The organism is Candidatus Electronema sp. PJ (assembly GCF_048287395.1).
GTDB lineage: Bacteria > Desulfobacterota > Desulfobulbia > Desulfobulbales > Desulfobulbaceae > Electronema.
This window is the reverse complement of sequence record NZ_JBLWEO010000032.1, coordinates 1-11,762: the sequence shown is the minus strand read 5'-3', so window position 1 is coordinate 11,762 and position 11,762 is coordinate 1. Positions and strand designations below refer to the sequence as shown.

Annotated in this window: 12 protein-coding genes; 3 read left to right on the top strand and 9 right to left on the bottom strand. The window is 52.7% G+C overall.

All coding sequences use genetic code 11. From position 1 onward, the window contains the following. Positions 1-38: 38 nt before the first annotated feature. Together ACNKIB_RS05120 and ACNKIB_RS05115 are read right to left on the bottom strand one after the other, a co-directional pair. Positions 39-437 carry a nucleotidyltransferase domain-containing protein gene (locus ACNKIB_RS05120; RefSeq protein ID WP_417909474.1) on the bottom strand — a complete coding sequence of 133 codons (399 nt, stop codon included), beginning with the start codon at positions 435-437 and terminating at the stop codon, positions 39-41. A 476-nt stretch (positions 438-913) separates the two neighbouring features. Next, positions 914-3,745: a CBS domain-containing protein gene (locus tag ACNKIB_RS05115; protein WP_417909473.1), complete on the bottom strand. Its 2,832-nt coding sequence runs from the start codon at positions 3,743-3,745 to the stop codon at positions 914-916. On the opposite strand from ACNKIB_RS05115, the gene ACNKIB_RS05110 reads away from it, so the two are divergent. Then, positions 3,737-4,498, top strand: a complete 762-nt coding sequence (locus ACNKIB_RS05110; RefSeq protein ID WP_417909472.1) for a PD-(D/E)XK nuclease family transposase — start codon at positions 3,737-3,739, stop codon at positions 4,496-4,498. The genes ACNKIB_RS05115 and ACNKIB_RS05110 overlap by 9 nt on opposite strands. Positions 4,499-4,804: 306 nt before the next feature. Then, positions 4,805-5,194, top strand: coding sequence for a PilZ domain-containing protein (locus tag ACNKIB_RS05105; RefSeq protein WP_417909471.1), 390 nt, complete (start codon positions 4,805-4,807; stop codon positions 5,192-5,194). 447 nt (positions 5,195-5,641) lie between these two features. Here ACNKIB_RS05105 and ACNKIB_RS05100 read toward each other — a convergent pair whose 3' ends face one another. The 4 genes from ACNKIB_RS05100 to ACNKIB_RS05085 are packed head-to-tail and all read right to left on the bottom strand — an operon-like array spanning position 5,642 to position 9,139. Next, positions 5,642-6,079, bottom strand: a complete 438-nt coding sequence (locus ACNKIB_RS05100; RefSeq protein ID WP_417909470.1) for a hypothetical protein — start codon at positions 6,077-6,079, stop codon at positions 5,642-5,644. Further along, a complete protein-coding gene (gene thiL, locus ACNKIB_RS05095; protein ID WP_417909469.1) occupies positions 6,049-7,074 on the bottom strand; it encodes a thiamine-phosphate kinase in 1,026 nt (341 codons plus the stop codon). The genes ACNKIB_RS05100 and thiL overlap by 31 nt, the downstream gene beginning before the upstream one ends. Continuing rightward, entirely contained in the window at positions 7,061-8,866 is a 1,806-nt protein-coding gene (gene ptsP / locus ACNKIB_RS05090) for a phosphoenolpyruvate--protein phosphotransferase (protein ID WP_417909468.1), read from the bottom strand. The genes thiL and ptsP overlap by 14 nt, the downstream gene beginning before the upstream one ends. Continuing rightward, the gene (locus tag ACNKIB_RS05085) at positions 8,867-9,139 is read right to left on the bottom strand and encodes an HPr family phosphocarrier protein (RefSeq protein ID WP_417909467.1); all 273 of its coding nucleotides are present in this window, start codon (positions 9,137-9,139) and stop codon (positions 8,867-8,869) included. It lies immediately after the preceding gene. A 51-nt stretch (positions 9,140-9,190) separates the two neighbouring features. On the opposite strand from ACNKIB_RS05085, the gene ACNKIB_RS05080 reads away from it, so the two are divergent. Further along, positions 9,191-9,355, top strand: a complete 165-nt coding sequence (locus ACNKIB_RS05080; protein WP_417909466.1) for a hypothetical protein — start codon at positions 9,191-9,193, stop codon at positions 9,353-9,355. 156 nt (positions 9,356-9,511) lie between these two features. Here ACNKIB_RS05080 and ACNKIB_RS05075 read toward each other — a convergent pair whose 3' ends face one another. The 3 genes from ACNKIB_RS05075 to ACNKIB_RS05065 form a co-directional block, all read right to left on the bottom strand. Continuing rightward, entirely contained in the window at positions 9,512-9,877 is a 366-nt protein-coding gene (locus ACNKIB_RS05075) for a hypothetical protein (RefSeq protein WP_417909465.1), read from the bottom strand. A 6-nt stretch (positions 9,878-9,883) separates the two neighbouring features. Then, on the bottom strand, positions 9,884-11,053 hold the full coding sequence (locus tag ACNKIB_RS05070; protein WP_417909464.1) for an HD domain-containing phosphohydrolase: 1,170 nt from the start codon (positions 11,051-11,053) through the stop codon (positions 9,884-9,886). Between the two features lie 475 nt (positions 11,054-11,528). After that, a partial coding sequence (locus ACNKIB_RS05065) for a transposase (RefSeq protein ID WP_417909463.1) occupies positions 11,529-11,762 on the bottom strand: 234 nt, incomplete at its 5' end.

Here is an 11,762-nt window from a genome sequence, read left to right as displayed (position 1 = left end):
TCAAGCTCAGGAGAAGGAAGACCAGCGTCTTGAGCAGCTCAACCTGTTTGAATAGCGGCTGCCTTCAGGCAGCTCAAGTTGTTTAACCGCTTTGAGCGGTTCAGAATCTCAAGCCACCGGCTTTGCCGGTGGTACTTGACTTTGAGTTTAATCCGCCGGATCTTTTCCCGGTCTCTAAACCGATCTCCTTCAAAGGTGCTGGAGACCAGAGCTAGGTCAATATCGCTCCATTCGTCAAAGGTTCCTTGCGCATAGCTGCCGAACAAAATTGCCTGCTCGATACCAATACCATCTTCTGCCAGCTCGGACAGAAACCTGTCGATGATCAGTTTTGCTTTATCCGGGATTTCAGCCATAATGCTATCTCGTGTATTTTCTGGAAATATGCTTCTGCAAACGCTGGCGTGCATTTCTTGTAGAGCTGAAGCAGGATACAATGGTTGTCTTCTCTTGAGAAGAGTTGCCAATATTGCTGTAGGGGGAGGCCCCTGTGGTCGCCCTGGAATTCAAGCGGTTTCTTCTCGTATGAGAGGGCAGGCACAGGGGCCTGCCCCTACGGGGCAACGAGACTGTGCTCTTTCCACTCGTTTATTAGGAGCATTTACATGTCTGAATACTCCGTTCACTCGTTTGAATAGAGCTTTTGTACGTCCGCGAGGAGCATTTACTCGTTTGAAATCTGCTAGCATTCGTCTGGACAGAGCTTTTGCATGTTCGCAAGGAGCATTCACACGTCTGAATACTCTGTTTACTTGTTTGAATGGAGCTTTCGGATGTTCATGAAGAGAATTTGGATGTCCAAAAGCTCCATTCACTGGTTTAAAACCAGCTAACACTCGTTTGAATAGAGCTTTTGCACGTCTGCGAAGAGCATTTACATGTCTAAATGCTCCATTCATACGTGTGAAACCTCCTAGCACTCCTCTGAATGCAGCTTTTGTACCAGCGCAAGGGCTTCTTCTTTGCTGCTGATCTCGCCATTAAGCTGTGCTTCGATGATCTGATTGAGCAAAGTGCGGAACACTGCGCCTGGCTGCAAGCCCAATTCGAGCAAATCTTGGCCGTTAATCAATGGGCGGATATCGCGCAGATTAGTCACGTAGCGCGACACGGCCTGCTGGATGTGTTTCTTCCGGGCAATCACCATTAGGCAGAGCAGGCCCTCGTTATCAAGGTCGCGCAGGAGCCAGTAAATTTCGCTGGCTTTGAGAAAAGGGCGGCATTGCATAGTTGCAGCGATGCGTTCGGCCTTGCTCTTCCGCTCGATCAGGAATTTGCGCTGTTTGGGCGGCACTTCAAAGCGGTCGCAGAAGCGGGGCAGCTCTAATTCCCGCGAGCGACTGAACAAAGCGAGCAGGCGCACGCTCCAACATTCGCACTGCTTTTCTGCTTCGGGCAAATAAAGGAGCCGGAACCAGGAAATGGCCTTTTCTGCTTGAGTCATGACGTGGATAAAGCGGCGGTCGATCTTCAAATTGGGCCGCAAATCCGGCCAAAGTAAGGGGAACAGGCCGAAACCCTCCAAGCGACGCAGTGCGGCCAGCGGCGTATCTTCCGAGAAGATCAACTTCAGCTCGTTAAAGAAGCGGAGACCGGTGAAGGTCTTGCCCAGGTGCATTTGCACCGCGTTGCGAATCAGTTTTTCCGAGTGCTTAGTGATGCGGAAGTCCAAGCGTTGCTCAAAACGCACAGCCCGAAAGATGCGGGTGGGGTCTTCAACAAAACTGAGGTTGTGCAAGACCCGCAGTTGCCGCTCTTTCAGATCATTTTGTGAGCTGAAATAATCAACCAGCAGGCCAAAGCGGTCAGGATTGAGATGCACAGCCATCGCATTGACCGTGAAGTCGCGACGAAAGAGGTCGAGTTTGAGCGAACTCTTCTCCACTATCGGCAGGGCTGCAGGCGAAGCGTAGTATTCTAAGCGCGCAGTGGCTACATCTAGCCGCATTCCGTCGGCTAGGAGGATTGTAGCGGTGGCAAACTTCTCGTGGGTGCGTACTGCCGCCTTTTTCTTGGCGGCAAAGGCCTGGGCAAAGAGAATGCCGTCCCCTTCGACGACAATATCCAGGTCGAGATTGCAGGTTTGTAAGAGCAAATCGCGGGCAAAGCCACCAACAGCGTAAGCCCGCATCTCCACCTCCTGCGCAATCTCGCCAATCTCGCGCAAAAGCAGGATGATTTCCTTGCCCAAGGTGTCAATCATCAGGCGGGTGATGTTGCGGCTGCGTTCGGCTGAGGGTAATTCATCCTGACGGAGCAAACTGCGCGGTTGTCGGGCCGGATCATGCACGAGCAGGTTGAGCAAATCCGTGCGGGTGATCACCCCAACCAGGATATCCTCGCCGTTTTCCTGCCGAACTATCGGCAGCAGCCGCTGATGGTGCTCAATGATCAGTTCTTGGATGTCTGCCTGGGTCGCGGTCTCTGGCAGGGTCTCAATTTCCGTGCTCATGTAGTCGCTTACCGGCATGGCACCGAGCTGATGGGCAATGGCTTTTTCTACCACCCGCCGGGAAATCAGGCCAAGCAAGCCCTTGGGCTTTTTCCGGTCGCTGTTATCGCTGACAATGGGCAAGCCGGTGATATTATAGCGGGTGAGCAGCTCGCTGGCCTCGCTGTGGCTGATTTCTGGCGTGGCTGTAATCACGGGTGCGGACATGATTTCCCGCGCTAAAGCCTTGGGCCGGATACAACGGTAGAGCAAATGCAGCAGCTCTTCTTCCGCCTCGAAGATAGTCTTGTTGGCAATCGCAGCAGAGGCGGCAGAAGCGTGACCGCCGCCGCCAAAGAAGCGGGCAACTGCCCCAGCATTGATTTCAGGTATCCGGCTGCGGCAAATAAGGTAGAGCCGCTCGCCCATACAGACCAAAGCAAAGACCGCATCCAAGTTCTCCATGACCATCATTCGCCGCACTAAGGCGGAAAAGTCGTCGGCATAGTCAGGCAGGGTCAAGCGACTGATTGTCACCTGCACGGATTGGATGGTATAGACCGCTGAATTCTTCAGCAGCTGACTGAGCAGGGAAACTTGCGGGGCGGAAAGATCGTGGCTGACAAAATGATTGACTACATCCAGCTTGGCTCCTTGTTCAAGCAGCCAAGCAGCGGCTTGTAGGTCAGCGGGCGTGGTGCCAGAGTAGAGAAAAGAGCCGGTATCCTCGTGAATACCAATGCTCATCAGGGTGGCCTCGTCGCTCGTTAGGCTGATCTGCTGTTCCTGAAAGATGCGGGCAAAAAGGGTGGCTGTGGAACCGACTAATTCCACTCGCTCAACGTTACCATGCAGGTCGCCAGGCGCGTCTGGGTGGTGGTCGTAGAGATGAATTTCTAAACCAGGATTGCCCAGGCAGTCCTGAAGCCGGTCAAGGCGGTCAGGCTGGCGGGTATCCACGACAATCAGGCGGCAAACTGCGGTGAGATCGAGATTTTTGAGCTTTTGGAAGTCGTACAGGTTGCGGAGATCAGCAGAAAGGAACTCACCGAGCCTGCGTTCCGCCGAGCCAGCAAAGACCAGCACCGCGCCAGGATAGAGTTTCCGGGCCGCGATCATTGAGGCCAGGCCGTCAAAGTCAGCGTTGAGGTGGGTGGTAATAATATCCATGCCGCCAACTGTACACGATTTGGTAAAAAGGGTAAACACGCCGTCGGCAGGAATCTGATAATACTCTTGACTTTTGGCAGCGGATTTCTGATAGTTGGCCAGGCAATCGTCCCTTTTTCTCGAGAGGTAGAACCAATGAAACACGTAGCCCCACTGCGTTATGGTGTTATTTTTAAAAAGGCCTTTGGCGATCCAGAAATCTTTACCGCCTTTGTCAGAGATTTCATCGGGGTCGATATTGAAATCAGCAAAGTTGAGACGGAAAAGTCCTTCCATCCACCGATTGGCCCAGTAGATGCGCACTTTGACCTCTTTGCTGAAGATAGCAAAAACCGCATTGTAGTTGATATTCAGCATGACCGCTTGACAGATCACTACGACCGATTTCTCTATTATCACTGCGCGGCAATGCTGGAGCTGACCGCACACACGAAAACATATCGGCCCGACATCAAAGTATATACGCTGGTCGTTTTAACCTCTGGCGACAGGCATCACGCAGACATTGCTGTCATTGATTTTGACCCAAAAGATTTGCACGGCAGGCCGCTCAAAGAGATTGCGCACAAAATTATCTATATCTGCCCGAAATATGTCAGTGAGGAAACGCCTGGTGTCTGTCAGGAATGGCTGCGGGCGATTGACGATACCCTTGATGAGCAGGTTGATGAAACGCAATACAAAAACCCAGTTATTCACAAGGTGTTTAACTGCATCGAAGAGAGTCAAGTCACTCCACAAGAGCGGGCCAAGATGAAAGACGAGGCAGCGCGGAAAGAAACGATTGACGAAAAGGCGAAAGAAATTGCCTGCAAGATGTTACGAAGAGGGCGAAGCGTAGAAGAAATTGTGGAAGACACGGGCCTGACCCAAGAGCAGGTCAATGAACTGCTGTAACCTGATGCGCTGAAAAATCCCGCTTCCTCCTGAGTGACGTTTTTTGTCACTCGCTGACAATTTTTGTCACTTGCCCGCCGGGCAAATCAGAGAGCTTTGCTGGTATTCTTCTGTTCCTTGCTCTTCCCTGAGAGTCTACCCCAGAGCAACACCAGATTTTTCTTCAGGAACCGTTGACTATTCATGCTGCCCTACTTTTTCTAGGAAAATGGCATCGTTTTTGCAGCTGTCTCCCTATAGTCAAAAAAGAATGCTTCGATGCCAAACCAGTCTCAGCCGAATGCTCTCTTGCCACAGGTGATCAGAATGGACTACAGCAACCGCCGTCATTTCAGCCGGGTAAATACGCAACAAGAGGTCAACCTAGATTTCGGCGCAAAGAAGTATAAACATTCGGTCAGCAACCTGAGTCTGAGCGGCATGTTTGTTCAAGGTCAGAGCGAGCAAAAAACAGGTGACACCTGCGAGATTTGGCTTCAGCGATCTGTCTCTGAGGCGAAAATTAAGGCTGCGGGTAGAGTAGTGCGGGTGGCTGAGGACGGCATGGCTCTCAAATTCACCTTTATGCCGATTGATAGCTTCCTTTTCCTGCAAACTCTTTTGCAATACGAAGCTGGTGACAGCAAGTTGCTGGCCGCGCAACCTGTTAGCCGCATTGCTTTTGAGGAAGATAACGCGCTGCTTTTATATAACTGACAGGCCATCTTGCAGAAATCAACAGTCAGATTGCAGCGGAAAGCGAACAGGTTGCATAACCCTGCGTGAGCACTCCTTTCGTGTTCGCTGGCAAAGGAGTTCTACTCGGTAAAAGAGGAGTTTTGCCGACTTGCAAAGGAGTTGTGCTCGGCAGCAAAGGAGTTTGGCCGAGTATAAGAGGAGTTTGGCTTGGCAAGAAAGGAGTTCTGGTAAGTCGTAGAGGAGTTTTGCCGACTAGGAAAGGAGTTTTAGTCGGCAAAACTCCTTTGTTACTCAGCAGGAAAGCAGTTTGGCCAAGCCGAACTCCTTTGCTGCCGAGTACAACTCCTTTCTGGCCAGGTCAAATTCCTTGGCAAACAAGCAAGACTCTTCTCTTGCTTATTTGCACTTTTCTGTAACCTACTTGATCTTGACTGTAAATTTTTCCTGTTGGCTTATACAGAGTTCTTAAGTTATTCGAGCAGCCAGCACGGTGAAGACTAATAGGGCAATACTCACCGCAAGTACCGCGCCAACCTGTTGCCAAGACAGCGCGACCAAGGAAGAGGTGATGCTGAAGAGGCAGAACTCTTTGACCCGCTCTTTTCGCCATGACCAAACAGCTGCGCCGATCGCGGAACAGGCCGCTAGTATCATCGCGTGCTTGCAAAGCCGCTGCCGCTGGCTTTGCTCTTTGAGAGCAGACACGCAATGTTCCGCCGCTGTGGTGCAATCCTGGTTTGTTTCATTACAGTTGAAGGAAAAGGCTGCTGTTTGATCTGTGCAGAGCTGCTCAAGGACTGCCCGCTTCTTATCAAGCAAGCAGGCAGGAAAAACGGACAGCAGCAAGGCAAGGAAAGACAGCCCTAAAGCTGTTATCCCGACCCGGCATCTGTTCTTGTGCATGATCTCTCCCCCTTTTTGAAGTGATCAAAGCCATCAAAGGATATTGTTTCTTGAACGCCGCTGTTCAGCAGGCTGACTCCTTGCCCCTCAATGATTGTTCCAATCGGATAAACCGTCCAACCCTGCGCTGTTGTCAGTTCGAGGAGCTTTGCTTTGTTTGCTGAAGACGCTGTAAACAGCAGTTCATAGTCCTCACCGCCAGAGACCAGCCAGCGCAGCGGGTCTTGGCAAAGTAATTCGCCTGCGGCTGCAAGTGCCTCCCGGCCTGGCAGCAGATCGCCCTCAACCCATGCGCCAACTTTGCTGCGGGTGCAGATATGCGCCAAATCAGTTGCTAGTCCATCCGACATATCCATCATCGCATGAACGAGTCCGCTGCTGGCGAGAAACTGCCCTAATTGAACACGCGGCTGCGGGTCAAGATGAGCGAGCAAAAGTTGCTGCCATTGCTGGTCTGCTAGAGTTTTTCCAGCCTGAAGTAGGGCTAACCCAGCAGCAGACCAGCCCAGCGGCCCGGAAACCCATATGGTATCGCCAGGTTTTGCCTTGTCACGGTACAGCACCTGGTTGCGTTGCATCTCGCCAATCACGGTCAAGGTCAGCGAGACCCCAGCAGGGCTGCATACCGTGTCACCACCGATCAGCAGGCAGCCATATTGTTGACACGCTTTACTGATCCCGTAACTCAGCTGCTTGGCCCACTGTTCGGCAAAATCGGCGGGCAGACCCAGAGACAGCAGAGCGAACAGCGGCCTGCCACCCATTGCTGCAATGTCGCTGATATTGACTGCCACGGCCTTGCGGCCCAGTAGTTCTGGCGGATGCCACTTGCAATTGAAATGCACTGACTCGATCAGAGTGTCCATGGTCAGTAGCCAGACCGTCTCCCGATCTTTTTCGATCACCGCGCAGTCGTCGCCGATACCTAAAAGCAAACCTGCGCCATCCGTCTCCGTGAGCAGGCGGATATGCTCGATTAGATCACGTTCGTTCATTGCAGTCAATGAAGGGGTCAGGATAGTTGTCGGCTAGATACTGCCTGAGGAGGGCGGCGGTCTCGCTGCTGTCCTTGCATTTGAGAATCTGGGCAGCCAGCGCAGTCAGTCGGGCAAAGGTGGAGTGGCGCAGTAGCCGCTTGACATGCGGAATGGCTGAGGGCCGCATGGATAGCTCGTCCAAGCCAAGACCAAGCAGCACGGGCGCAGTGAATACATCGCCAGCCATCTCGCCACAAAGGGAGACCTCAATCCCTTGCCGGTGCCCAGCTTCCACGGTCTGGCTGATCATCCGCAGCACTGCCGGATGGAGCGGGTCGTACATCTGGGCCACGTACTCGTTACCCCGGTCAATGGCCAGTGAATACTGGATGAGATCATTTGTGCCAATGCTGAAAAAGTCTGCTTCCTCTGCCAAGGTGTCGGCCATCACCACCGCACTCGGCACTTCAATCATAATCCCGATTTCAGTGTCCGGGTTAAACGGCACGCCTTCTTTAGCAAGCTGCTCCATCACCCCATTGATCACCTGTCGCGCCTCCTTCAGCTCGCTAAGAGAAGAGATCAAGGGTAAGAGGATACGCAACCTGCCGTGCTGTGAGGCCCGCAACAAGGCGCGAAGCTGGGTATTAAAGAGCGATTTCTCGCGAAGAGAAAAACGGATCGAGCGCAGGCCCAAAGCCGGGTTGCGTTCGCGGCTAAAGCGTAGCTCTGGCAGATGCGAGGACAGTTTGTCGCCGCCCACATCCAAGGTGCGGATTGTCACTGGCTCTGGGGCAAGGGCAGCAGCCATATTCCGATAGATGATAAAGAGGCTTTCCTCGTCCGGGAGCTGCCTGCGTTGGAGATAGCCAAATTCAGAGCGAAATAGGCCGATGCCAGCGGCTCCATAGTAGATGACTGCCTCTAATTCGTCTGGGATTTCGATGTTTGCCGAGAAGCGAACCCGCAGACCATCCACCGTCTCCGAAGAGAGGCGGATGTACCAGCTCATCTCGTCAGAAAAGGCCCGATGCTGGCGGTCGTATTCCAGATAAAGCCGCTGTTGATCCATGGTCGGGTGCAAACAAACCCGACCTTCATAGCCATCAAGAATCAGCGTGTCGCCGGTACGGCAGCGGCTGGTGATACCACTCACGCCGACTACCGCTGGCAGGCCTAAGGAGCGGGCGACAATCGCGGTGTGCGAGGTAGAACCGCCCTTCTCGGTCAGGAAACCGAGTACCCTGTCGGTGTACATCCGAATCGTGTCTTCAGGCGAGAAGTCTTCGCCCGCCACAATCACTGGCTCGGCAAAGCCTGCCGGAAAACTGCGGCCTTGACCTGTAAGTTGCTCGGCCACCTGCCGGGCCACGTACTCCACATCGGCGAAGCGGCTACGAATATAGTCATCAGCGATATGGTCAAACTTTTTTTTGATCAGGCCAAGGGAACGGGCCAAGGCCCATTCGGCGTTGATCTGCTTTTGGCGGATCAGACTCAGGGTCTGCTCGACAATCATCCGATCCCTGACCATGCGGATGTGGGAATCAACAATCGCCACGGTGTCAGCTAGATCACCCTCGAACTGCTGCCGCAGGCTGATCAGGCTCTGTTCAGCCCGCTCCACAGCGGCTAAGAAGCGCTCCTCCTCCTTGACCGCTGCACCTGGCTCCAACCGGTAGCGGATGTGGCCATCTTCCAAAGGACTGAAGACCACCACCTTGCCAACCACGATGCCAGGTGAACCGCTGATCCCGTGCAAGGTCTCTGGTTCCTCAGGCTCAGGCCGCCGCTCAAATTCGCTGTCCATTCAGGATGCCTCCCTGTCGGAAAGCAGCTGGTCGATAGCCTTGGCTACCTGCTCTGCGTCTGGGCCTTCAGCGGTAAAGGCGACTCGGCTGCCCTGGATCAGAGCCAGACTGAGGATTTCCAGCATCGAGGCGCAGTCAACCGTCTCCTCTGGGCTGATGATGATTCGCACTTCAGCATCATGAGTGGCTACGATCTCAGTAAGTTGAGCCGCCACTCGGCAATGCACGCCGTTGGGATGAGCCACTTTGCTCTCCCAAGTTATCTGGCTCATAGATCTCCTGCATACCTCAACAAGAAGGGGTGCGTTCCATCAGCAAACAGGTTGAAGCAGAGAACGCGCCTTTTTTTCCTGTTGTGGTATTTGTCACGCACTCTTCGACATCTTGTAATAGATTCCTGCTCGTTTGCCAAGCAGTTTGGCTCGGTAAGCAAGGAGTTATACTCGGCAGAAGAGGAGTTTGGCTTGGCCAAACTGCTTTCCCAGTGAGCAAGCAAGGAGTTTGGCCGACTCAAACTCCTTGGCAAGTCAGCAGAACTCCTTTGCGGCTTGGCCAGACTCCTCTTCTGCCGAGTATAACTCCTTTCCAAGTCGGCCAAACTCCTTTGTTGCCAAGCCAAACTGCTTTGCCAGCGAGTAAGAAGTCTATTTCACCAGCCGCAAGCCGCCTCTGGCCTTGGATTCGGGCTGTGGTGGGGTAGGTTGCTGCCGATCAATCCGCAGTGCCTTGATGAACCTGGCCTGGCCGCCCATTGTAAAGCTCTCTTGACCAGTAAACTGCGGGGTTCTCAGCGTCCAAACCACGGCTTGTGGCGGCACAGAGAGCAGATGCAGGGCGACATGCCACCACTCATCCCGGCGAGAGGGATCGCGCTCGATGCCAGTCACTATCGCATAGATCAGGGTCGGTTGCTGCCCCTCTTCGGCCAGAATCAGGACGATGTCGCCAAGTTCAGTTGTCTCCTTGAAGGGCACAAGTTTCTTCAGCTCTGCTATGGCTTTCTCAATCATTGTCTCTCACTTGAACTTCATCTGAATAGCATGAAGGATATTGGTAATCTGAAAAAATGTTTCCACTAGCTCTGGGTCAAAATGCTGGCCCGATTCCTTGCGGAGTTCCTCGTAGATCATTTCGTCGCTCCACGCCTCTTTATAACTGCGTTTGGATGAGAGCGCATCAAAGACATCAGCTAAGGCGGTGATCCGGGCGGCCAGCGGGATCTGTTCCCCAACAAGCCCTTTTGGGTAGCCCGTACCGTTCCAGCGTTCATGGTGATAAAGGATGATGTCGTGCGTGACCTGATCCAGTTCCGAGGAGATGCTATTAAAGAGCCTAGAGCCATAAATGGTGTGCTGCTTCATGACATCAAATTCCTCATGAGTCAAACGGCCTGGCTTTTTCAAGATAGAGTCAGGAATGCCTACTTTACCAGCATCATGAAGCATAGAGGCATGACTGATGATGTCGCGGAAGCGGCGGATATCCAAGCGAGGTAGATTTCTATTCTCTGCCCAGCATTGGTATAGTTCCGCGCAGAAGGCACTGACCCGCTGGACATGTGCGCCGGTCTCTTTTGGATCGTGCAGCTCGGCCATTTTGGCCATACGTAGCGTCAGATCCCGGTTGAGGATGCTCCGCTCAATGAGCGCAGCGGCATTATTGGTGAAAATCGGCACGAGGGTTTTGACCTGCTCGGAAAAAACTGTCGCTCTACCCCAGCGGTTTTTGGCATTGATCAGTTGCATCACCCCAACCAAACTGTGACCGCGCGAGACCAGCGGCACGGCCAGGATGGAGACTGTGCGGTAGCCATTCTTCTCGTCAAAGGAGGCATTGAAACGGTAGGGTAGCCCTTCGGCGATGACATAGGCATCGTTGATCACCACCATTTCTTTGGTCAGGGCGCAGTAACCGACAATGGAACTGTCGCTGACCGGCAGGCTTTCCGTGCCGTACTGAAAAAGCCCGCCTCCGTTTGCGCCAAAGATGGTGTCGTTTTGGACATGGCGAAATTCTAGCTCGCCGTTCTTCATGAGGAAAATCGAGCCTGCGTCGGCCTTGGCTAAAGCGCGGGCCTCGCGCAAGGTGCTATCCAGGATCATATCGACATCCTGAAGCTGATTTAGCTCGCCAATGGTGTTGATGATTGAAACAACGGTTTCCTTTTTCAGATGCTGAGAGAACATGAGATGCCCCTTCCCTATTTTTCTGATTTATGCCTCTGCTGGCCGCAGATGAAAAAATTCAACATTTTACTCAAGGATGGGCTGAATTGCCAGTACTATTCTTTTGGCTGTAGCTATCTGTTAGGACTCATTAAGAGCTTTGCCAAGATGCTTGAATAAGTCGAGCCAGTTTAGCAGGTTGCTAAAAATACTGCAATCTAGGTATCGCTGATACCAGTCTCGTTGTTCTTGCCGAGAAAGGAGACTGCACCGTATTCACTACTGATCTCCCACTGTATCATTACGCTGCAAATTTGCAGATAGAGATCAATTGCGGCCCGAAGTCAACGCCCTCACCGTTCTCCAGTCCTGTAACATCCCCTTCCTACCTCATGCTGCGCTCAGCATTGATTGTCTGACCATAATTGCTTCTTGAATTGTATCACGCATCATCTTGAATGGTTCCACCTGCTGGCAGCTGTTCAAAGAGAACGGCTCACGGGTGATCAACGGGCCCGGCCAGCATCATCACGCCTCTATCAAAGCAAGGAGGAGTACCACAACCTATCTCAAAAAAACGGAGCAGAATAATTGAACAGGCGAGCAGTAAAAAAGCCAAAAAATTGTCAGCATGTCGGTCATATCGAACAACCAGCCGCCTGAAGTTTTGAAGCCAGGCGAAAAGCCGTTCAACTTTCCAGCGGCGTTTATACCGCCTGAGCTTCCGTCC

Coding starts and splice junctions, on each gene's coding strand:
- thiL (WP_417909469.1), bottom strand. CDS start 7,074: ATGAACGAACGTGATCTAATCGAGCATATCCGCCTGCTCACGGAGACG.
- ptsP (WP_417909468.1), bottom strand. CDS start 8,866: ATGGACAGCGAATTTGAGCGGCGGCCTGAGCCTGAGGAACCAGAGACC.
- ACNKIB_RS05110 (WP_417909472.1), top strand. CDS start 3,737: ATGAAACACGTAGCCCCACTGCGTTATGGTGTTATTTTTAAAAAGGCC.
- ACNKIB_RS05105 (WP_417909471.1), top strand. CDS start 4,805: ATGGACTACAGCAACCGCCGTCATTTCAGCCGGGTAAATACGCAACAA.
- ACNKIB_RS05085 (WP_417909467.1), bottom strand. CDS start 9,139: ATGAGCCAGATAACTTGGGAGAGCAAAGTGGCTCATCCCAACGGCGTG.
- ACNKIB_RS05100 (WP_417909470.1), bottom strand. CDS start 6,079: ATGCACAAGAACAGATGCCGGGTCGGGATAACAGCTTTAGGGCTGTCT.
- ACNKIB_RS05075 (WP_417909465.1), bottom strand. CDS start 9,877: ATGATTGAGAAAGCCATAGCAGAGCTGAAGAAACTTGTGCCCTTCAAG.
- ACNKIB_RS05070 (WP_417909464.1), bottom strand. CDS start 11,053: ATGTTCTCTCAGCATCTGAAAAAGGAAACCGTTGTTTCAATCATCAAC.